The organism is Mesoplasma melaleucae (assembly GCF_002804105.1).
Lineage (GTDB): Bacteria > Bacillota_I > Bacilli_A > Mycoplasmatales > Mycoplasmataceae > Mesoplasma > Mesoplasma melaleucae.
The window spans coordinates 69,192-92,514 of sequence record NZ_CP024964.1 but is presented as its reverse complement, the minus strand read 5'-3'; the positions used below and the strand labels follow the sequence as shown (position 1 = coordinate 92,514).

Below are 23,323 nucleotides of genomic sequence, written 5' to 3'. Positions count from 1 at the left end.
TCCTTTCCTAAAGATAACTACAATTCTTGTACATAGTTTACTGCCATTTGACCTGCTAAAGCTCCATCTCCAGCAGCAATTGCTATTTGTCTTAATGGAACCTCTCTAACATCCCCTGCAATAAATAATCCCTTAACATTAGATTTTAATTTAGCATCTCCTGTTAAATAACCTTCACTCTTATTTAAATTTAAGTTTTCTAAAAATTGAGTTACTGGTGTTGCACCAATGTATGGAAATAGACCAGTTACATTTAAAGTCTTAGTTTCTTTTGTTAAAGCGTTTTCAATTTCAACAGATTCAACTTTTTCTGCTCCGTTTACTTTCTTAACAACTGTGTTCATAATAAATTCAACATTATCTAATTGTTCTAATTTTGATAATGTTACAGGATCAACTCTAAAGTGATCTTTTCTAACAACAACATATAATTTACTTACAAATTTACTTAAATAAATTCCTTCTTCAACTGCTGAGTATCCTCCCCCAACAATTACAACAGGATTTCCTTTGTGGAATGCACCATCACAAACTGCACAATAACTTACACCTTTACCATACAATTGATCTTCTCCAGGAATACCTAATTTATTTTCTAATGTTCCAGTTGCAACAATTACACTTAATGCTTCAATTGTTTGACCATTTCTTGTTGTTACTGTAAATGTTTCTTCGTTTTTTTCAATTTTAATTACTTCATCATAAACAAATTCAGCACCTAAGTTAATTACTTGCATATACATTTTTAAAGCAAGATCAGGACCTTTAATACTATCAAATCCTGGGTAGTTTTCGATTGTATCTGTTTTAACCATTTTTCCTCCTGGTGCTTCTTTTTCTAAAATGATAGTTTTCATTCCAGCTCTAGCAGCATAAACACCTGCAGTTAATCCAGCAGGACCACCACCAATAATTAATATGTCTTTTAAATTTTCATTAGTATGTTTTTTCATATAATCATCCTACTTCCCTTCATCTATATGGACTAACAAATTGAGTTATTACAATAATCATTATTCCTGTTAGTATTATTAAACTTAAAACCAAAAAGTTTGCTACTACATGATTTTGAATCATGTATTCTGTTGCTTGTCTTTGTGTTTCTAATATTGTTCTTAGTATACCATAACCAAGCACATATCAACCAGCAGACACACCACATCTAGTAACTATAAAGTTATTTGGATTATTAGCTTGTTCTAATTTTCTACTAAACGGATTTATGTTTAAATACCTTTCATCAAATGCAAATTTTGCACTAAGTTCTTGTTTTTTTTCTTTAATCTTCATTTTTTCTAAAGCAACATTTTGTTTGTATTCAACTTTTAATTGCTCTTGTAAATTTTGTTTAGTAAATTTAAGTTTTTTATCAAAATCAATTTTTAGTTTTTGCAATTTAACTTTTAATTGTTTTTTATCATTTTGATATTTTAGCGTTGTATTATATAAATCATTTTTTCATTCTTCAATTTGAGCATACAAATTTTGATTTGCTTCATAATTAGGCTCAACCCAATAATAAGCCTTATTTCATACACTTCTTAAACTCATGGTTAACTCATATGTTTCACCATTTTCAGTTTGTTTTTTAACTTTTCTATATTTTACAGGTGCTAATGTATATCAATCTTTTAATTTGTCTTCTGAAATAGTTTTATATTTTGGATTTCATAAACAAGGATATGCTTCTGGTTCAAGTTTTCATGGATTATTTTTTCTGTTAGCAAATCTATTAATATTTCTAACTCCAAAAGTAATTAATAATCATAATAAAACATTACCTAATCCTTCAATTAAAAATAATGGGACTCTATATTGAATTGAGCTTCTCATTACATCATATAATGTTTGTCCATTGTATGATCATTGTTGTGTATAAACAGGATTTAAAGAACCATCAGAATAAAACATTCTTATTCATCATGTTGGATCTGCATAAAGTGAATTTCCTGCACTATCAGTAAAATTTACTAACGATGGGAAATAAAATAATCTGTTTCTGATAAAACTTGGTAATCATGAAATACTCTCATAACTAACTGCATGTCCTAAAATTTCTTGATTATATAAATTCCCCCACCTACCAAGTGCATGTCCTAATAAAATATTCACCAGTATCAAATCTAAATAAACTCACATTGAAATTTGAGTTGTCTTACTTCTTTTGTAAAATCAACCAAATCCAGCAACTGAACCTAAACCTATTGCACCAAAGAATGACATACCTGGTTGTCAAAAGTAAAATGCTTTATAAAAGTTTGACCAGTTTTGATAATTTGGTAAAAATATCTTTCCAAAAAAAGTACCACCGATAATACCAAGTGGAATAATTATAACAATTCCAATTTCTAACTCTCTTAATGTAATTTTTCTTTTATTCATTTGTATTACAGTAATTAGTATTACTAAACAAATACCTAAAAACATAAATACAGGATATGCAGGAACAAGACCAAAAAGAAGACGGATGTCTTCAGGTGTTTTATTCGAAGTATTTATTCATCTGTAAAAATCCTCGTATTTGTTTCACATGTTTCCTCTATTCTGTTAATTCATTGCTTCTTTTTGCTAATAATTCAATAATGTCTTGTGCATCAGAACTTTCATTAACTTTCAATTGCCCAACAGCAGCTTCAATAATATTTGCTAAGTTACGTCCAGCACTAACTGGAACTCTTAAGTAAGGAATTTTTAGTCCTAAGAAATCTTTTTGAGTTCATTCGTTTCCTAATCTGTCAGTATTGTCAATTCCACCTTCTTGGAATTTGAATAATTCAATCACCATATGAATTTTTGTTTCTGGCATGATTAATTGTTGTCCTTGAACTTTTGAAATATCAATAATTCCAATTCCTCTTACTTCAATTAAATTTTGAAGTAATGGGTGTGATTTACCAAATAATTCACTATTTCTATTTGAAACAATGATTCTGTCATCTCCAATAAATAAGTGATTCTTTTTCATTAATTCTAATGAAACCTCTGATTTACCAATTCCTGATTGACCAAAGATTAAAACTCCTTTTCCAAATATATTCATTAATGTTGAATGAACTTCAATAGTTGGAGCGAAATATAAATCATACATATCTAATATTTTTTGAGTTAGTTCACTTGTTGATGGATAGTTAATTTTTAATAAAGGAAAGTTCAATTCTTTTGCAACTTTGTTTAATCTTTCATCAGTAAATTTTTGAGTAATAATAATTACTGGTGCTCCCATTTTAATTAAGTTTTTATACTTTTCACATGCTTCAATATCTGAAAATTGTGACATAAAATTATTTTCTTTTGATGACATTAAAATAGCACGCTTGTGTTTTTTATCTTCTTTTTCATTGAAATATCCAGTTAGCTCTAAACCTGCACGGTTTAAACCATACACAGTAATTTCATTATCCATGTAATCTGCACCTGCAATAATTTCAAAATTAAATTTTTTTACTAATTCTTTGATAGTTAATTTACTCATTTACTTAGCTCCTTTTTTATTATTATAATTTTACTATATTTGTTTGCTAAATAATGATTAGTATTTAAATAACATAAAAAGTCAAATTATTCTTTCGCACTTTTTTTAATTATAAAGTTTAGTTGTCCATGTCTTAAAAATCATGGTTGTGAGGGTTGTTGAATTTCACTTCTTAATAATATGCTGGATATTTTTAAACAAGCATAAATACTTGGAATAAAAATTACTAGTTCAATAGGTAAAATAATTGTTTTTTTAACAAAATTAATACCTGCCAAACTGCCAAATCCACTAGCTACTAAACAAATTGGTGTAATTAAAAAACTTGTTATAGCTAAACTGAATATTAAAAAGAAAATCATTTTTGCAAATCATAAATTATTTTTTTTAAAAATAAATACCATGGCACCACAAAAGCCAATAAACACTTTGGCAAACATAAAACCAAAATGAAACATACCTGATATATTGATCATTGATCCAACTAAATCTGAACAAAAACCAGCCATAATTCCACCAAGTGGACCAAAAACCATACCTGCAAAAAATATCATAAAGTTACCAATCATTATTCTAAAACCAAAAACACTAGAATATCCAATAACATTAGTAAGAATGATACTTAAAGCAACTATTAAACCTAATAATGCAATGTTTTTAACTGTGAATTTTTTAGCATGTATTTTATCAATTAACATTCCGATAAAAAACATGGCAATGATAAGTGCAGCAGCAATAATATTTGTTGTTCAAAACAGCATGCAATGCCCTCCTTTTATTTTTTAGTTAAATATGTAAAGACTTGAGGGATAAAATACAAACTTCCACAAATAATTAAGTTTTTATCAGAAGCTTCAATAAACTCTTTTCAATCATCTACTTTATTTGAGTGATTAATATTATTAATGTCTCAAGCTTTATTAAAATCAAAATTAGTTATGTTAACATTTTTAAAATTTTCATCTAAAACTTTTAATATTTTATCATGTTCTTTTCCTTCAATTGCTCCATATAAAATATTTCAGTCATCTTTATTTTTAACACTACTAATAAGTGCATTAATTCCATCAACATTATGTGCACCATCAATAATAATTTGTTTATTTTTATAGTTAAGTTCTGTAAATCTTCCTGTCATTGGTTTAAGTTTTAAACAAGAAAAATCTGTAATCTTTAACCTTTCAAGAATAAATTTAACAAGCCCTTTATTACCTTTTTGATATTCGATTTGTTCATCTTGATATTTATCAGCCAAAAATGTTTTTGCATTTTGGTGCAGTGATTTTGTAATAACATTCATATATTGTTCATTATCATTACTTACAATTAAAAATGAATTATCTTTAACAATATTAACTTTTTGATAAATGATTTCTTCGATTGAGTTACCCAATATTTCAGTGTGATCAAAAGAAACTGAAGTTAGTAATGCAGCAATTTGATTTGAAAATAAGTTAGTTGAATCTTTGATTCCACCAATTCCTGCTTCAATTACTGCTATATCAACTTTATTATCGTAAAAATATAAAATTGCGATTAAAGTTCAAATTTCAAAAAATGTTAAATTATATTCTTTAATATAAGTTTCAATTCTTGCAATGTATTTATATAAATTATCATCACTGATTGGCTCATTATTAATCTGAATTCTTTCATTATGATATAAAAATGCTGGTGAAATAAACAAACCTACTTTTTTATATTTTGTTTTTAATCCATGCGATAAGAAAAAAGAAGTACTTCCTTTTCCATTTGTTCCAACTACGTTAATAATTGGAATTTCTTTTTCAATATTATTTAATAGTTTTAAAACTTTACCTAAGTTATATTCTTTTTGAAATCTTTGTTGAATCGGAATTAAATAATTATTTACTGAAATCATTATATAGATATCCTTTTAAGTAAGCTCCAGTGTATGAACCTTTAGTATCAGCTACTTGTTCAGGTGTTCCTACTGCAACAATTAGACCTCCACCAATTCCACCTTCCGGACCTAAATCAATCACGTGATCAGCTACTTTAATGAAATCTAAGTTATGTTCAATTGCAACTACTGTATTTCCTAAATCAACTAATTTATTTAAAACGTGAACTAATCTTTTTACATCATCAATGTGTAAACCAGTTGTTGGTTCATCTAATAAAAACATAGTTTTACCAGTTTGTTTTTTTAGTAAGTATGTAGATAGTTTAATTCTTTGAGCTTCTCCACCAGATAATGTTGTAGCAGATTGACCTAATCTAATATAACCTAAACCAACTTCTAAAATTGTGTCTAATTTATCTTTAATACTTGGAATATTTTCAAAAAAGGCTGCTGCACTTTCAACTGTCATATTTAAAACATCTGCAATTGTTTTTTCTTTAAATTTAACTTGTAAAGTTTCATCGTTATATCTTTTTCCTTCACAAATTTCACAAACAACTTCTACACTTGGCATAAATTGCATTGAAATTGTAATAACTCCGTCACCATAACAATGTTCACATCTTCCACCTGGAACGTTAAATGAGAATCTACCTTTTTTGTATCCTCTAATTTTAGCTTCTGGCAAGTTTGTAAATAAATCTCTAATATCATCAAATACACTAGTATAAGTTGCTGGGTTTGATCTTGGTGTCTTACCAATTGGTTCTTGTGAAATAAAAATAACTTTATCAATATTTTCTAATCCATTCATTTTACTGAATTTACCAGTTATGATTGTTTCTTTTGCTAAGTTCTTTTTAATCCCTTTATAAATAATATCTTCAAGTAATGTTGATTTACCACTACCACTAACTCCAGTTATAGCAATAAATTTATTTAAAGGTATGCTTACATTAATATTTTTAAGGTTATTTTCTCTAGCCCCTACAATATCAATTTTTTGTCCGTTTCCAACTCTGCGTTTTTTAGGAACTGAAATAGTTTCTTTACCTGATAAATATCTTCCTGTAATAGTATCTGATTTTAAAATCTGATCATATGTTCCACTAAAAGTAATTTCTCCACCATGTTCTCCAGCTCGTGGGCCAACATCAACAATTCAATCAGCTGTTTTCATTGTATCTTCATCGTGTTCAACAACAATTAATGTATTTCCTAAATCACGTAAGTGTTTTAGAGTTTTAATTAATTTATCGTTATCTCTTTGGTGTAATCCAATTGATGGTTCATCAAGTACATATAAAATTCCTGTTAATTGACTACCAATTTGTTTTGCTAGTCTAATTCTCTGTGCTTCCCCACCAGATAATGTTGTAGCTGTTCTTGCTAAATCTAAATAACCTAAACCAACTTCATTTAAAAAACTAATTCTATTTGTGATTTCAGTTAAAACTAGATTTGCAATTTGAGCTTGCGTTTGAGTTAAATTAACATTTAAAATAAATTCTAATTCAGCTTGAATACTCATTTTAGTAAAGTCAAAAATGTTTTTATCAGCAATTTTAATTGATAATGCTGTTGGATTTAATCTTGCTCCTTCACATGATTGACAAGTACTTGATGACATAAATTTTGTAAATCATTTTCTAACTTCTTCAGATTTAGTTTCAAAATATCTTCTTTGAATTAACTCAGCTACTCCTTCAACAAAATCATATGAATCATATCTTCTTCCACTAGTACTTAGTAACTTAATTTCAATTTGTTCTTCACTACCTTTTAAAATAGCTTTAATTTGTTTATTAGTTAATTGCTCAATTGGTAAGTTCATATCAATATAATAGTAATCACAAAGAGTTTTAAATTTTTGCCATTCTAAGTTATCAGTATTTATAAGATTTTTAAAATATAAAACTCCTCCTTGATTAATTGATAATGATTTATCAGGAATAATTAATTCTGGATCTGATACCAATCTAACTCCTAAACCATCACAATCTCCACAAGCTCCTAAAGGCGCATTAAATGAAAATAGTCTTGGTTCTAATTCTGGAATATTAAATCCACAAACATTACATGAGTATGAGTTTGAGAATAAGTTATCTTCTTTATTTTTTGTTTCTGGATATTTGATTTTTACTAAACCATTTGAATATTGTAGTGCAATTTCAATAGCTGAAAATAGTCTTGAATGTATTTCATCATCATTATGATAAATCAAACGATCAACAACAATATCGATATTATGTCTTAAGTTTTTATTAAGCAAAATTTCTTCTTCAAGCATTTTAACTTCACCATTAATTAAAACCCTAATGAATCCTTCAGCTAATAATTTAACAAATAAATCTTTGTGACTTCCTTTTTTGTCTCTAACAACTGGAGATAAAACATAAACTTGTTCATTATCTTGTGTGGTATTTTTAATATTATTAATAATTTCTTTAATTGTTGCTGCATGAATTTGTCCATGCCCATTAATACAATATGGTGTTCCTACTCTTGCATACAATAATCTTAAATAATCATATATTTCTGTTACTGTACCAACAGTTGAACGTGGGTTATGTGATGTTGTTTTTTGATCAATTGAAATAGCTGGACTTAATCCCTCAATTGAGTCAACATCAGGTTTTTCATTTCCACCTAAAAATTGTCTAGCATATGCTGATAATGATTCAATATATCTTCTTCTACCTTCAGCATAAATTGTTGAAAAAGCTAATGATGATTTACCACTACCACTTAATCCAGTGAAAACAACTAATTTATTTTTAGGAATTTCTAGATCAACATTTTTTAAATTATTTTCTCTAGCGCCTTTTATTACTATTTTATTTTCCATTATTTTACCTCGTTCTTTTTAGCTTCTAACTCAATTATTGTGTCTCTTAAAACAGCAGCTTTTTCAAAATCTAAATCCTTTGCCGCTTGAATCATTTCTGCTCTGATATCATCAATTGTTTTTTGATATGCTTGTTTTTTACCTTTAGCAGTTTTTTGTTTTTTAATATTATCAAGTTCTTTTCTTGTTGCTTCAGTCAATGTTGATTGATTAATTTTTTTGCTAATTGTTACTGGTGTAATATTATGTTCTTTGTTATATGCTTCTTGAATTGAGCGTCTACGGTTTGTTTCATTTATTGCTTCTTGCATTGCTGTTGAAATAGTATCAGCATAAAAGATTACTTTACCATTAGCATTTCTAGCTGCTCTACCCGCAGTTTGAATCAATGATTTTGTATTTCTTAAGAATCCTTGTTTGTCTGCGTCTAATACACAAACTAAACTAACTTCTGGTAAGTCTAAACCTTCACGTAATAAGTTAACTCCAACAACTGCATCATAAATTCCGCGTCTTAAGTCGTTTAAAATTTCACTTCTTTCAAGTGTTTTTAATTCTGAGTGTAGATATGCAACTTTAATGTTTCTTTCTTGTAAATAACTTGTTAAATCTTCACTCATTCTAATTGTTAAAGTTGTAATAAATACTTTTTCATTAACCTTTCTTCGTTGGTGAATTTGTTCAATGATATCTTCAATTTGCCCTTCAGTTTGTTTAACTTCAATCACTGGATCTAATAATCCTGTAGGTCTAATGATTTGTTCTACTACTTCATTATTAACAAGATCAAGTTCATAATCACCAGGTGTTGCTGATGTATAAATAACTTGTTGTAATTTACCTGTGAACTCTTCAAAGTTTAATGGTCTATTATCTAAAGCTGATGGTAATCTAAATCCATATTCAACAAGTGTTTGTTTTCTACTATGATCAGTATTATACATACCTCTTACTTGTGGAACCATAATGTGTGACTCATCAATAATTGTTAAAAAATCACCTTTAAAGTAATCAAGTAATGAATAAGGTGTTTCTCCTGACGCTCTAAAATCTAAATGCGCTGAATAATTTTCAATTCCACTACAAAAACCAAATTCTTCTAAGCTTTCTAAATCATATCTTGTACGTTGATCTAGTCTTTCGGCTTCTAATAGCTTACCTTCTTCTTTAAACTCATTAACTCTTACTGTTAATTCTTCTCTAATGTTTAAGCATGCTTGTTTTAATTTATCTTCTGGAGTTATATAAGCTTGCGCTGGATAAATTGTAACTGTTGAAATTCTTTCAATTAAAGCTCCAGTTACAATATTTAACATATCAATCATTTCAATATGCTCATCAAATAGTGAAAAACGATACATTGCTGATAAAGATCATCCTGGTACCACTTTAATTACATCACCTTTTACACTAAATGTTCCTGGTGCATTTTCTATATCATTTCTTGTATATCCTGTTTTAACTAAATAAGTTAACAATTGTCTTTTTGAAAACTTTTGCCCTACTTTTAATTCAAAGAAACTTGATGCATATTGGACAGGATCTTGAGCTGGATAAATTGCTGCAACTGATGCTACAACAATTGTGTCATTTTCAATAGACAATGCATTCATTGCGCTCATTCTTAACATGTCTAATTCCATGTTAATTCTCGCATCTTTATTAATATATAAATCTGTTGCCGGTTTATATGCTTCTGGTTGGAAAAAATCGAAATTTGAAACATAGTATTCAACTCTGTTATTTGGGAAGAATTCCATTAACTCATAATAAAGTTGCATTGCTAATGTTTTATTATGTGCTAAAACCAATGTTGGCTTATTAATTTCTTTAATAATATTTGCCATTGTAAAAGTTTTACCAGTTCCGGTTGCACCTAATAAAACTTGATGTTTTTTATTTTCTTTTAAACCTTTTAATAATTTTTCAATTGCTTTTGGTTGATCTCCATCAGGTTGAAAATTACTTTTTAGTTCAAACTTTTTATCACTTATATATTTCATTTTTTCCCTCCTATCTCTCCTAAATTTTTATAATGACTAAAACACTAGAGTTTATTCTAGTGTTTAGTTCTAACCAATTCTTACTTTCGCAATTTCTCCACCGTCTTTATCATCGTCAATAACTGATTTCAAAGAACTTGCATCTTTTTTAATTAATTCAATTTGTTCATGTAATGCTATTATTACTTCTTTGGCAATATTAACAATATTTCTTTGTTCATCATTTTCACATGTTTTTAGTTTTTCTTCGACCTTGTTAAGAATTTCTTCTCTTGTAGCATTACCAATATCATCAATGTTTAATAATTTAAGCATTTCATCAATTTCATCTTTACCTAAATTTACTGTTTGATTTCCTGAGTTTTCTCTACGTTTTTGAATTTCAATTACAAGTCCTAACATAATATCACGTTGAATAGATAATTTTTTAATTTGATTTTGATCATTAGTTTGACTAATTAATTCATCAAATTTAGCATTAATATCTTGGTTATTAATGTTTGCTTTTGTTAATCCTGTTGTTTCTAAAATATCATCAATGATTTGATCAGTGATTTCAATTTTTTGAGGTTCAACTACTTGTTCTGGATCTTTTAAAATAATTTTTGATAGAATATCAACAACTTCTGATGCAATATAAATTTTTGTTTTATTAAATAATTCTGTTGCTTGTTCAACATAAACTGCTAACGGGTTATTTTGGGCATATTGTTGTAAATAAATACCAACTTTTAATTTTGAAGCAATATCGATATGTCTTGTTCAGTATTTATCAAATGAAGATAAAACATTTTTTCTTTCCATTTGTAAAACTACATCTTCAGGAATATCAATAACTCTTGCTTTATAGAATTCTAACATCGCTTCAGCAATTTGCACTGCTAAATTCATTTTTTCTTTATTATAGAAATCTTTTGCTACAAATCGTTTGTGTGCTACAAATTTTCCATCAATTGCGTTTAATAGTTTTTCTGCGTTAAGTGTTTTTTCACCATGCACAATTTCTGAATTTTCTTCAATTAATTCGTATGCAACTGTAATTTGGAATTTCTTGATAACTATTTTCAAGTTTTCAGCATCTAAGATTGAATCACGTTGTTTATACATTGCTTCACGTTGTTGAGCTAAAATGTTGTCATAGTCTAAAACGTTTTTACGTTGATCAAAATTTAATCCTTCTAATTTTTTCTGAGCATTTGTAACAGCTCTAGTAAAGAACTTAGATTTAATATGTTCATCACCTAAACTTAAGAAGCTTTTTCTTGCTCTTGGTGAGGCAAAACGAATCATTAAATCATCTTCCATTGAAATATAGAATCTTGATGTTCCTGGATCTCCTTGACGACCACTTCTTCCTCGTAATTGATTATCAATACGTCTAGCTTCATTTCGTTCTACACCAAATACAAATAAACCACCAAGTTCTTTTACTTCTTTACTTAATTTAATATCTGTTCCACGCCCAGCCATGTTAGTTGCTAATGTAATTGCTTTTAATTGACCTGCTTGAGCAACAATATCAGCTTCTCGATCGTGGTTCTTAGCATTAATCATTTCAAAATGTAATCCAGCTTTTTCTAAGTATCTAGCAATTTGTTCTGATGACTCAACACTAGTAGTACCGATCAAGATTGGATTACCAATTTTATTTACAACTTTAATATCATGAATTAACTTTTTAAGTGCTGCATGTTTTGTACCAAAAGTATAATCTGGTTCATCTTTTCTAATAACTGGTCTATTAGTTGGACAAACAACAACTCTTGTATTATAAATTTTAATAAATTCTTCTTCTTCAGTTTTAGCAGTTCCTGTCATACCTGATAGTTTTGCATATAAACGATAGAAGTTTTGGTAGGTAATTGTTGCTAATGTTGTTGTTTCTTCTTCAATTTCAACTTTTTCTTTTGCTTGAATTGCTTGTTGTAATCCATCAGAATAAGCACGACCTTTTAAAATTCTTCCTGTAAATTGGTCAATTAACTCAACTTCACCAGTCACAACTGTATATTCAACACCTTCTTTAAATGTAAAGTGCGCTTTTAATGCATTCAAGATTAAGTGAAAAATTTCAGTATTTTCTAAAGCGAATAAGTTTTCCAATGAAAAAAAGTCTTTCGCTTTTTTCATTCCTGTTTCTGTTAAATAAACTTGTTTTGTTTCTAAATCAATATCAATATCTTCTTTTTCATTAACTTTTTGTGCAAATTCATCTGCAGCTTTATATAAATTAATTCTTGAAGATGATCCTCCAGAAATAATTAATGGAGTTCTAGCCTCATCAATAAGTACTGAGTCAGCCTCATCAATAATTGCATAGTTTAAGCCTCTTTGCACTTTATGCTCTTTATCAACAACCATGTTATCTCTTAAATAATCAAAACCTAATTCAGCATTAGTTGTATATGTAACATCAGCTAAATATGCACTTCTTTTTAAGTGTTTTGGCATTCTTGTGCCATTTAATCCAACTGTTATTCCTAACATGTCAAAAACTTGACCATTTATTTCAGAGTCACGTCTTGATAAGTATTCGTTGACAGTAACGATGTGAACACCTTTACCTGATAAACTGTTTAAGTATGCAGAGAATAATCCTGTTAAAGTTTTACCTTCCCCAGTTTTCATTTCTGCTATATCACCAAAGTGAAGAATAATTGCTCCAACTAATTGAACTTTATAGGCATTTAAACCTAAAACACGGTTTGCTGCTTCTCTGGCTAATGCATATGCTTCAACAAGCAAGTCATCAATATTTTCACCATTAGCAATTCTGTCTTTAAATTCTTGAGTTTTGATCGCAAAATCTTCATTTTTAAGTTTTTTCATTTCTGATTCTAATGAAAGAATTTCGTTCGCGTATTTTCCATACATTCGAAGTAAACTTTTGTCTGATGCCATTTTGCCTCCTATTAAATTAAATTTTTAACTTTAATTATTATAATGATTATAATCTATTTAGTAAAGGAGAAATGGACTTTGAAAACAATAAAAAGTAAAATAGTTTATTCACAAACTACAGAAATAAAGAAATCCAAATTTATTTGTACAGTAAAACAAGTTAATTCAAAAGCAGAACTTGACCTTTTTTTAAATGAAATTTCTCTATCTGATGCAAGACATAATTGTTATGGATATAAAATTGGAACTAACACTATTTTTGGTGGATATAGTGATGATGGTGAACCAAAAGGAACTGCTGGCAAACCAATTTTTAATGTTATTGAAAAAAATGATTTAACAAATATTTGTATTGTTGTTAAAAGATATTTTGGTGGAATTAAATTGGGTGCTGGACCTTTGACAAGAACTTATACTTCAAGTGCTGCTAATATTTTAAAAATAACAAAGTTTGAAAATATTAAAATTATTAATAATTTGGATATTAAATTTTACATATCTAACATTAAAGAAATTGAGTTTTTCTTAAACAAAAATAATATAGAAATTTTAAACAAAAACTTTAATGAAACAACCTGTTTATTTACAATAAATGCTAAAAAAGATGACATTGAAGAAATTAAACATTTACTAAATTAAATTTAGTTTTATTCAATAACATGTTAATGTTATAATTTCCTTGTAAGGATTTAGAAAAATGAATACATTAAATGAAAAACGCACGATATTAATTATCGATGGATATCATTTGCTACATAAGGGTTACTATGGAACTCTTAAGAGAAAAAAATTAGCAATAAATCGAGAAGGTGTGCCAATTAATGCAATTTACACCTTTGTTGCAAAAATTAATCAATTAGTAAAGAAAAATAACTACTACAGTATCATTGTTACTTTAGACATGGACGAAGGTTGTTGACGTCGAGAATTATATCCAGAATACAAAGCAAAAAGAAAAGAGACACCTGAAAATTTAATACCTCAAAAACAAATTGTGAGGGAATTTTTAAGTGCCGCAAACATTCCTTGATATGAAATGCCACGATATGAGGCAGATGATATTATCGGAACTATTAACAGAATAGCTACAAAACTTGATTATGAAGTACATATCTTGTCAAATGACAAGGATATCTTCCAATTAGTTGGTGAAAATACAAAAGTTATTACTAATGCAAGTAAAGATGATGAACATATTATTGTTGATGCAGAAAAAGTTTTTGAAAAGTTTGGATGTTATCCAAGCCAAGTAGCTGATATTAAAGCTTTAATGGGTGATACAAGTGACAACATCAAAGGTGTTAGATATCTTCACTATGCTCAAGCACTTGATTTATTGAAAAAATATGAAGACATTGATACAATTTTTGAACATATTGATGAAGTAAAGAAAAACGTTGCAAAGCGATTAAATGAAAGTAAAGAATTAATTTTAGTTAATAAAAAAATAACTAAAATTCAAGATCGTCTTCCTATTGGAAGAATTAATTTAAAACCCACAAGAATTAACTGATATGGATTAAGTAAGTTTTTAAAGAAACATAAAATATGAGCTTATGTTCCTGATGTTGAAAAAATGGCAGCAGAATCAAAGCATACTTCTCTAAACAAAAAGGTTACTGAAAAACATGTTTCAAACTAAGAATAAGAGCTACCTAACTTTAAAAACACTGTTAATTTCTTTCTTTTTATTATCAATTTCCTTGTTTATTGTAGGAAGTTTTTTTGATATGCAAATCAACACGTGATTCGCAAAAGGAATGGATAATTACACAATAAAAATTATTGTTTGAATTTATGAAGAACTTGGAATGACACAATCAGTTGTTTTTATTTTTGGATTTGTTTCTGTAATAATTGAAATAACTTACATTTCATCAGACAAAAATAAAAAGTGAAAAGTATTTTTAACTATTTATTATTTTGGATGACTAGTTGTTTGATTAACTTATAACTTAATTGACATTATTAATGCACCAAATAGAGATGATGGATATGGGCCTGGTGTTAATGTTTGGTTCCTTGACAGTCAAAAGAAACGTCAATACATTATAATTGCTCTTTTCATAATTGAATCAATTAGTTTTGGTGCATTATTTTATTATCTTAGATTTAAATTTTCTAAACGTACTGACTTAATTCAAAATGGATATAGAGTTGATGCAATTAAAGCAATAACAATTTATTTATTATCAAGTGTTGTTGTTTGAATAATGAAACCTACTTTTGGAAGACCTTATTTTTATAGTGTAGATTTTGTAAACATTTTTAATTCTGATCAAACACAAACAGAATGAAAAGATTATTGAATTCAAACGGGTCATACAATCAGAAGCTGAGGATACATTAATAAAGATGGTGTAGTTGAATCTGTTCCATACAAAGAATGATGACAAATCAATGATTTCTTTGGCAATATTCGAAGTTTATTTAAACCATTAGGTACTGGTGAGCCAGGATGATGAAACATGGATTTCCCTTCTGGGCATATGAATTCATGTTTTGCAATTTTATTTAGTGGTTATTTCTTTTTAGGAGAAAAAAAGAATAGACAAATAAATTGATATAAATGATTATTTATTGGCTTTTGGTTTTTACATATTAATGTAATGCAATATACACAAATTATTTCAAGAACACATTGAATTACTGATACATCATTTACAATTTCAGTTTCATTATTAATGCTAATTGTTAATGGAATTATAATAGATAAAATAGTTGGAAAATATAACTTAAAACATAATAAAAATTTTAGATAAAGGTTTGTCCCTTTTTTATTTTTATTATTTTGATAAAATTAAAAAGATTTATTTTTAAGGAGAAAATATGAGTTTAATATTGTTAGAAAATATAACACACCAAAATGGTGGTAAAAAATTATATGAAGATTCAGGCATGCGCATCAACAAAGGTGAGCACGTCGCTCTTTTAGGTCCAAACGGTGCTGGTAAAACTACTTTATTAAATATTATTGCTCAAAAAATTGTTCCTGATCATGGAAATGTTGAATGACATCCAAAAGCTAAAATTGGTTATCTTGATCAACACCAAGAAGTCGACATGACTATTACTGGAGAAGATTATTTAAAAGATGCCTTTAAACATCTTTTTGATATGGAAGCTGAAATTCATCAAATTTATGAAAACATGACTATTAAATATAAAGAAGAAGAACTTGTTAAAGCATTAGCTTTGCAAGACGAACTAAACATAAAAGGTTTTGATAGTATTGATAAACAAATTGGAAACTTAGTAGCAGGTTTAGGAATTAAACCAGATAATGTTAAAAGACCATTAGGTTTTCTTTCTGGTGGACAAAGAGGAAAAATTTTATTAGCTAAATTGCTTTTGAAAAATGACGACTTTATTTTACTTGATGAGCCTACAAACTTTTTAGATGTTGAACAAGTTGAATGATTGGTTACTTTCTTACAAAATTATGAGAGTGCATTTTTAGTTGTTTCTCACGACAGAGATTTTATTAATAAAATTGTTAATGTAATTTATGCAATTGAGAATTTAGAAATTGTTAGATACGTTGGTAACTATGATAAATATGTAGAACTTTCTGCATTAAGAGCTGAGCAATACGATAAAGCACGCGAAGCTCAACAAGGACAGATCTCAAAACTTAAAGAATACATAGCTAAAAATGGTGCTAGAGCCTCAACTGCACGTAGTGCACAGTCAAGAAAAAAGCAATTAGAAAAAATTGATGTAATGGATGTTAGAAAAGAAAATGCAAAACCTAACATACACTTTAAATATAAAAGACCAAGTTCTACAGTCATTGTTAAAGCTGAGCAATTAGAAATTGGATATGACTTTGCATTAACAAAACCTTTAACATTTGAATTACGTGAAGGTGAAAAATGTATTGTAAAAGGATACAATGGAATTGGTAAAACAACTTTCTTAAAAACAATTGCAGGTGAAATTGAAAAAATTAGTGGCGATCTTGAAGTTGGTCAAGGAGTATATACTAACTTCTTCCACCAAATTGATGATTTTGAAGAACATGAAACACCTGTTAGTTACTTATTAACTAGATACCCACAAATGACTTCAGGTGAAGTTAGAGCAAAAATTGGAATCTTTGGTTTAAAAAGTGAATTAATGATGAATAAAATGAAAGATCTTTCTGGGGGAGAGCAAACTAAAGTAAGATTAGCTGCTTTAAGTTTAGAACCAAGTAGTTTATTAATTCTTGATGAGCCTACAAACCATATTGACGTTTTAGCCAAAGAATCATTATTAGATGCAATCAAAAAATTTGAGGGTACTGTTTTAATAACAACCCACGATATTAACTTTGAAACTCAATGAGCTGATAAAGTTTTAGACTTTGAAGATATATTAGGATAAAAAAAAGACACTTTGAAGTATAGGGATACCAAAAAAGTAAGTATTAAATAAGGTATTATAAAAGATGCAAAATTGCGTCTTTTTTTGCTTTTGTTTGATTAAGAATTATTAAAAGAAATCTTTTGCATAAAAAAATAGCTTAAGTTAGAATCCTTAAACTATTTTAAGTCTTTTATTTGTTCTTTGAGAAAGTTAAATAGATTATTATATTTTTCATATTTAAAATTATTATATAAGTCATTTAGTAGTAAATTAAACTTATCAATGTTAGTTTCGTCTAACAAAATAAATTTATAAAAGTTTTCCAATAGTATTTTATTAGCTATTAAAAATGCAGTTCTTTTATTTCCGTCGAAGAAAACTTGCTGTGTAATTATAAATAATAGTAGATGTAATGCTATTTCTTCAGAGTTATTAGCTTGGCTTAAAAGTTTATTTAGTTTTTCATCAATTCTCTCTTCACTTAAGAATTTAAATTCTTTTTTAACTCCTTTGACAAAAATATTTTTGTTTCTGAAAGATCCTGGAACTAGGGCTTGATTTTCTGTCATAAGTTTATTAAGTTCTTTTATAAAAACAGGTTTATTTGGTTTAAAAAGATTTCAGATCACTTTTGAAGCAGCTTTTGACATATTACTTATGATCATCATTTCAAATTCATCAAAATCTTTATTAAGATTTAAATTTATATTTTCAAATAATAATAGTTTTTTTGAAACTTTTTCAATCATTTCAATAATTTTAAAACTATCTATATTGGCAATGTATTCAGATTCAAATAATTCTCACTCAAAAAATTCTAAACAAAAGCCTTCATTGTTCTCTGGTATAGAACTAAACACATGCTTATTATATATTTCACTGTAGATGTCTTCTTTACTTTTCATTTTAACTCCTTAATATATTATTTTATTTTGTAATTTAGAATATTTTGGTTTTAAAAGTGCTTTAGATTTATAATGTTTATTTTGTCTTCTTTTAGCAATGTTATTTTGCATTTCAAAATCTCTATTCTGATTATATCAATTAACCCATTTTTTAACTTGTGTTTGATATTCACCAATACTGTTTATAATCGTTTTATTGTTATAAATAGTTCCTTTCTTTAATAATGAGTGAAATGACTCTATAACAACATTATCATAACAAACACCTGTTCTACCCATAGAAATTACAATATTATTTTTATTTGCTAGATTTTGATATTGAATATTTTGATATTGAACTCCTCTATCAGAATGTAAAATTATACCATTTAAATCAATGGCATCTTTTCTCATTTTTTTGATAAAACTTTTTATATTATTCATAACTAATTCCTGATCATTTTTATCTGATATTTTATAGTCTATAACTTTTTTAGAATATCCATCAATTATTGTAGACATATATCTTTTTCCATCTTTAGATATAAGATAAGTAACATCAGTGTAAAAAACTTTGTAAGGTTCATTGACTAACTTATATTGTCTTTTTATTTTATCTTCATAAATACATTGACTATTAATAATACCTTTTCTTAAATTTGCACTTTTAATTGCTTTCAAATGATATTGCGGAATTAAATGATTTTCTTTCATTATTCGCCTTATTTTATGATTGCTATAATTAATGTCTAATTTAAACTTTAAACCATTTTTTACTCTTCTATACCCAAACTGTTTAAGACTTTCATTATAAATTAAATTAACAACATTAAATTCAAAATTCTTTTTACCTTTAATTTCTTTTCATTTATTTTTATATTTGTCTCAATAAGATCTTTTTAACTGTAGTATATCTAACATAATTTTTATGCTTAAATTATTTGAATCTATTTCGTTGCTAATAAACTCAACTCTTTTTAATTTTGTGTCTTTAGCCATGCTAAGTACTTTTTTAAAAAATATTTTCCTCTTCTAAACTTGAAAAGTTTTCTTTAGTTCTTCCTACCGGTTTATTTAATTTGCCTTCGTTTCTACTGTTAATTCATGAATATATTGTATTAATGTTAATTTCATTTTTTTGGCTTAAAACTTTAGGATTTATTCCATTATCTATTTGTTTTAATATTTGAATTCTAAATTCAGCTGAATATTTTTTGTTTTTTCTATTTGCCATATTATCCTCACTTACATCTGTATAATATCGTAACGTAAAACATTTTTAAGCTAGTTTTTGTTTCTTTTTTGAACTTCTTTGTTATACCAAGGGATTCATTCATTTTTAACAAAATCTACATAAGAATTTATATCAAATTTAAAATATGAATTATTGTGTATTGTTCCTTTTTTAAGTTCTGAGTGAAATCTTTCAATTTCTATATTATCTTGAGTAACTCCTGTTTGCCCCATCGAACTTTTTATTCCTAAAAATTTTAAATATGCTTTATATTCATTAGAAACATATTGAACGCCTCTATCAGAATGAATTATAAGGTTTTTACATTCTTCTTTTGTTATACCTGAATTAGTGATTGAATTTTTTAAACTTTCAATCACTAATTTTGTATCATTCATGTTTGATATATGATAACCCACTATTCTTTTATCAAAATCGTCTATGAAAGTAGACATATATCTTTTTCCATTTTCAGATATTAAATATCTTACATCTGTGTATCATATTTGATTTGGTTTTTCACTTTTTCTAAAATTTCTGTTTATTAAGTCTTTTGCAAATCTAGGATTTTCAGTCCTATAATTTCTATGATCATATCTCTTAGCTCTATTAGATTTTATTTTAATAACATACTCAGAGAATAATTCATGCTCATTTAATATTCTTCTAATTTTTTTATGATTCACAGTTAAACAGAATTTTAATTTTAATTCCCTTTTAATTCTTCTTACTCCATATTGTTTTAGAGAATTATCAAATATTTCTTTTATCAACTTAACTATCTTATAATCTTTATTTTTAACGTAACTTACCTTACTTTTATATTTATCTCAATAAGATCTTTTTACAGAAAAAATTTCAAGTAAATCTGAAATGTAATATTTTTCATTTAATTTATTCTTAACTATAAATTCAACAATATCTATTTTTTTATATTTTATAACATCTTATTATTTTTTAAAAATGTCAGTTTATCTTCACTATTCATTTTTCTTTTCATATTATTATCTTTCTAGCCTTCTAGAAAAAGAACAAAAAAAAGCATAGGATACCCTATGCTGTTGTAAATATTATACCATCTAAAACTAAACTAATTTTCTGAAAGCTATTTTTTACCATTTTATGGTAAGCAGGATAAGGGGTGACTACGCTTTTTGTGGAAAACCACCAAAAACCTATATAAAATCTTATTTTATAACGTCAAAAAAACAGCGCCACATTTTCAAAGTGACTACGCTTTTTCATTTTAAAGACAATAAAATACCTTTAAAAAACAAAATAAACTCTATTTTAAAGGATTTTAGTCAAAAAAATGGCGTCATTTTGTTATGAATAGCGTTGTCTTTATAGTTGAAACCCAACTATTTTTTCTTTATTTCTTTAAATAAAAATATTTTTGAACAAATAAAATAGGATTTTTTTCACTTTTTTTAAATTTTAGTTAAAAAAGATGCTTTTTTATATAAAATTATCAAAAAAAGTATCAATTTTTAATAATTTACTAATAATGAAATTAGCTTATTTTTTGTTTTTTCACCTTTTTCTAAATTTCAGTTATTTCAACCATAAAAATGTTTTAAACCAGAGGTTGTTGAACCATACTTTGAAGATGTTCTGTTAGAAACAAAATTTATAACATTAAAATATCAAAGTTCAGGTTTAAAATATTTTAAAGACTCATTTTGTTTGAAAGCATCTTCTATATTTTCATTAGCTAATGGTTGCTTTAATTCTAAAACTGCAACGGGTAATCCATTTATGAATAAAACAATATCAGGTATTCTCTTTTTGTTGTACCCATCAGTTATTTCAAATTGTCTATAATAACTAAAAATATTTTCATCAACATTTTCTGATATTAATTTGATTGTTAAATTTCTTTCTTCAATTTCATCATAAATTCTTATCCCATTATTTATGATTTCCATTCCTTTTATATTTAGGTTTTCTCATGAGTCAATATTTTTATTAATTTCTCTTATGACTAATTCTGCTTTGTCTTCTGCAATATTGTTAATTCTTTGGATTGACTCATTAAGAACTTTAAAATTGATGACTTGTGCATAATCATTTCTATAAAAATTTTTATCAGTTAATTTTTCTCAACCTAAAAGTTGTAATTCTGATTCAACTTCTTCTTCAAAAAATTTTTCATTAACAATCATAAGTACTCCTTTTTTATTATTAGTTATATTATAACTTATCCAATTTTAGTAAGAATAAAAAAGTGAAATAAAAAAGTGAAATATGCTTTATCTCACTTTTTACTTAATACTTACTATTTTGGTAGCACTCTAAAGCGTCTTTTGTTTTTTTTAAATTAAAAAGCTTTTGCTGCTTTAAAAATTTTTTCTTTAACTTTTTCAGCATTTTGAACTGGTGAATATTCATTATATGGAGGTATATCCATCATTTAATTAATGATTGGTGTTGCAACTTTTGCATCCAAGAATTTTCAAATATTTTTTACATAATCTGTAAATTCTGAGTTTGGTGTTCCTGCTCCACCTTTTGTTGCTAATAATTGAACATTTTTAATGTTTGGATAATAATCCAATTGGACTACAATCAGTTGACTCTTTATAAGTAAATGTAACGTTTGCAATTGTTATATGATCAATGTAATTTTTTAAGATAGCTGGTATCCCATAATTAATCATTGAAAAAATTAATTACAATTTTATCAACTGTTTTTAATTGTTTAATAACACTAAATGAATCTTGTTCATTAAAGTATGTTCCTATATTGCTTTTTGTTAATGTTTTTTGCCATTTTAAGATCATTTAGATCAACGTAGACTACTTCATCATTTGGATTTAAAGTTTTGTATTCATTTATAAATAAGTTTGACATTGCAAGTGAATCAGAATTTTCTTTTTGTAAAACACTTGAATTAATAACTAAAATTTTGCTCATTTTATGATTCCTCTATTTTTTTATTTTGTATTTTTTGGTTAACATGTATATAACAATATATAGCAAAATAAAATGTAAGTACATACAAAATTCTTATATACTTACCAAAAAGAAAGTGTGTGAATTTGTGGAGATATTTTGTCCTTTAGAATATACATTAAGTTTTATTAAATCAAAATGAGTGATTCTTATTATAAGAGAATTAGCATTCCGAACATGCCGATTTAATGAATTAGAAAAAAGATTTGCTGGAATAAGTCAAAAAGTACTAACAACAAATTTAAGATTTTTAGAAAAAAATGATTAGATTGAGCTTAAAGTGTATCCTGTAGTTTCACCAAAAGTAGAATATTCATTAACTGATCTAGGAAAAAGTTTACAACCTATGCTTAACCAGATTAATGAATGAATGAATGAGGAATCAAAAATGATAAAAAATAAATTCTAAATTTTAGATTTTATTTTTTATGATGCATTCGTGACAAACTATGCAAGTTTTATATAAATCTTTATCTTTACAAATATACATTTGTTTCTTTGTTACTGAATAATCTTGCTTACAGCAATCGCAAACATTTTTATCTAAGTTATTTGCTTCTGATAAAAGCTCTTCACCTAATTGTTTTTTTAAAAACTCTTTATAAATTTTTGATCTATTGGGTTTTTGATTAAATTTCTTTTCAAACATTTCTTCTAATATTAAAGTTTCATCATTTAAATAGATATTAACTGGTTTACCACCCAATTTATTAACTATTTCTAATTCTTTAATTTTCATTGTGTGTACCTCTTTAATTTGATTATACATTATAAAAAATAATTTATATACATATTTTATATACATATT

General features: G+C 26.7%; 21 protein-coding genes and 1 pseudogene. 5 read left to right on the top strand and 17 right to left on the bottom strand.

From position 1 onward, the window contains the following. Window positions 1-17: 17 nt before the first annotated feature. From trxB to secA, 8 genes are all read right to left on the bottom strand, one after another. The gene (gene trxB, locus EMELA_RS00420; RefSeq protein WP_028123984.1) at window positions 18-953 is read right to left on the bottom strand and encodes a thioredoxin-disulfide reductase; all 936 of its coding nucleotides are present in this window, start codon (window positions 951-953) and stop codon (window positions 18-20) included. After that, on the bottom strand, window positions 937-2,532 hold the full coding sequence (locus EMELA_RS00415) for a prolipoprotein diacylglyceryl transferase family protein (protein WP_028123983.1): 1,596 nt from the start codon (window positions 2,530-2,532) through the stop codon (window positions 937-939). The genes trxB and EMELA_RS00415 overlap by 17 nt, the downstream gene beginning before the upstream one ends. A 7-nt stretch (window positions 2,533-2,539) precedes the next feature. Continuing rightward, window positions 2,540-3,472 carry an HPr(Ser) kinase/phosphatase gene (gene hprK, locus EMELA_RS00410; RefSeq protein WP_028123982.1) on the bottom strand — a complete coding sequence of 311 codons (933 nt, stop codon included), beginning with the start codon at window positions 3,470-3,472 and terminating at the stop codon, window positions 2,540-2,542. A gap of 86 nt (window positions 3,473-3,558) precedes the next feature. Next, window positions 3,559-4,233: a folate family ECF transporter S component gene (locus tag EMELA_RS00405; protein WP_034971105.1), complete on the bottom strand. Its 675-nt coding sequence runs from the start codon at window positions 4,231-4,233 to the stop codon at window positions 3,559-3,561. A 14-nt stretch (window positions 4,234-4,247) separates the two neighbouring features. Beyond that, window positions 4,248-5,354 carry a bifunctional folylpolyglutamate synthase/dihydrofolate synthase gene (locus EMELA_RS00400; protein ID WP_028123980.1) on the bottom strand — a complete coding sequence of 369 codons (1,107 nt, stop codon included), beginning with the start codon at window positions 5,352-5,354 and terminating at the stop codon, window positions 4,248-4,250. Next, window positions 5,338-8,190 carry an excinuclease ABC subunit UvrA gene (gene uvrA / locus EMELA_RS00395; RefSeq protein WP_028123979.1) on the bottom strand — a complete coding sequence of 951 codons (2,853 nt, stop codon included), beginning with the start codon at window positions 8,188-8,190 and terminating at the stop codon, window positions 5,338-5,340. Before uvrA ends, EMELA_RS00400 begins: the two co-directional genes overlap by 17 nt. Continuing rightward, complete coding sequence (gene uvrB, locus EMELA_RS00390; protein ID WP_028123978.1) at window positions 8,187-10,190, bottom strand: excinuclease ABC subunit UvrB; 2,004 nt, start codon at window positions 10,188-10,190, stop codon at window positions 8,187-8,189. The genes uvrA and uvrB overlap by 4 nt, the downstream gene beginning before the upstream one ends. Window positions 10,191-10,259: 69 nt before the next feature. After that, window positions 10,260-13,091 (bottom strand): preprotein translocase subunit SecA, encoded by a 2,832-nt coding sequence (gene secA, locus EMELA_RS00385; protein WP_028123977.1) that lies wholly within the window; start codon window positions 13,089-13,091, stop codon window positions 10,260-10,262. 78 nt (window positions 13,092-13,169) lie between these two features. On the opposite strand from secA, the gene EMELA_RS00380 reads away from it, so the two are divergent. The 4 genes from EMELA_RS00380 to EMELA_RS00365 all read left to right on the top strand — a co-directional run bounded on the left by EMELA_RS00380 (window position 13,170) and on the right by EMELA_RS00365 (window position 17,459). After that, window positions 13,170-13,730, top strand: coding sequence for an IMPACT family protein (locus tag EMELA_RS00380; protein WP_028123976.1), 561 nt, complete (start codon window positions 13,170-13,172; stop codon window positions 13,728-13,730). 58 nt (window positions 13,731-13,788) lie between these two features. Continuing rightward, window positions 13,789-14,733 carry a 5'-3' exonuclease gene (locus tag EMELA_RS00375; RefSeq protein WP_028123975.1) on the top strand — a complete coding sequence of 315 codons (945 nt, stop codon included), beginning with the start codon at window positions 13,789-13,791 and terminating at the stop codon, window positions 14,731-14,733. A gap of 88 nt (window positions 14,734-14,821) precedes the next feature. Further along, a complete protein-coding gene (locus tag EMELA_RS04650; protein ID WP_028123974.1) occupies window positions 14,822-15,853 on the top strand; it encodes a phosphatase PAP2 family protein in 1,032 nt (343 codons plus the stop codon). A 67-nt stretch (window positions 15,854-15,920) separates the two neighbouring features. Beyond that, window positions 15,921-17,459 (top strand): ABC-F family ATP-binding cassette domain-containing protein, encoded by a 1,539-nt coding sequence (locus EMELA_RS00365; protein ID WP_028123973.1) that lies wholly within the window; start codon window positions 15,921-15,923, stop codon window positions 17,457-17,459. 158 nt (window positions 17,460-17,617) lie between these two features. Here EMELA_RS00365 and EMELA_RS00360 read toward each other — a convergent pair whose 3' ends face one another. The 8 genes from EMELA_RS00360 to EMELA_RS05155 form a co-directional block, all read right to left on the bottom strand. After that, window positions 17,618-18,346, bottom strand: coding sequence for a Fic family protein (locus tag EMELA_RS00360; protein ID WP_028123972.1), 729 nt, complete (start codon window positions 18,344-18,346; stop codon window positions 17,618-17,620). 9 nt (window positions 18,347-18,355) lie between these two features. Then, entirely contained in the window at window positions 18,356-19,324 is a 969-nt protein-coding gene (locus EMELA_RS00355) for an IS3 family transposase (protein WP_051584585.1), read from the bottom strand. A 13-nt stretch (window positions 19,325-19,337) separates the two neighbouring features. Further along, complete coding sequence (locus tag EMELA_RS00350) at window positions 19,338-19,559, bottom strand: transposase (protein WP_028123971.1); 222 nt, start codon at window positions 19,557-19,559, stop codon at window positions 19,338-19,340. Between the two features lie 50 nt (window positions 19,560-19,609). Then, window positions 19,610-20,332 (bottom strand): IS3 family transposase, encoded by a 723-nt coding sequence (locus EMELA_RS00345; protein WP_051584584.1) that lies wholly within the window; start codon window positions 20,330-20,332, stop codon window positions 19,610-19,612. Between the two features lie 717 nt (window positions 20,333-21,049). Then, window positions 21,050-21,724 carry a type I restriction endonuclease gene (locus EMELA_RS00340; protein ID WP_028123969.1) on the bottom strand — a complete coding sequence of 225 codons (675 nt, stop codon included), beginning with the start codon at window positions 21,722-21,724 and terminating at the stop codon, window positions 21,050-21,052. A 248-nt stretch (window positions 21,725-21,972) separates the two neighbouring features. Further along, window positions 21,973-22,116 (bottom strand): hypothetical protein, encoded by a 144-nt coding sequence (locus tag EMELA_RS04645; protein WP_169733528.1) that lies wholly within the window; start codon window positions 22,114-22,116, stop codon window positions 21,973-21,975. After that, window positions 22,094-22,219 carry an NAD(P)H-dependent oxidoreductase gene (locus tag EMELA_RS05275; protein WP_084485279.1) on the bottom strand — a complete coding sequence of 42 codons (126 nt, stop codon included), beginning with the start codon at window positions 22,217-22,219 and terminating at the stop codon, window positions 22,094-22,096. Before EMELA_RS05275 ends, EMELA_RS04645 begins: the two co-directional genes overlap by 23 nt. A 68-nt stretch (window positions 22,220-22,287) precedes the next feature. After that, window positions 22,288-22,476: an NADPH-dependent FMN reductase family protein gene (locus EMELA_RS05155; RefSeq protein WP_028123968.1), complete on the bottom strand. Its 189-nt coding sequence runs from the start codon at window positions 22,474-22,476 to the stop codon at window positions 22,288-22,290. Between the two features lie 127 nt (window positions 22,477-22,603). Here EMELA_RS05155 and EMELA_RS05070 point away from each other — a divergent pair. After that, window positions 22,604-22,924: pseudogene (locus EMELA_RS05070) on the top strand (winged helix-turn-helix transcriptional regulator). 3 nt (window positions 22,925-22,927) lie between these two features. Here EMELA_RS05070 and EMELA_RS00325 read toward each other — a convergent pair. Next, complete coding sequence (locus tag EMELA_RS00325) at window positions 22,928-23,254, bottom strand: hypothetical protein (RefSeq protein ID WP_028123967.1); 327 nt, start codon at window positions 23,252-23,254, stop codon at window positions 22,928-22,930. Between the last annotated feature and the right edge of the window lie 69 nt (window positions 23,255-23,323).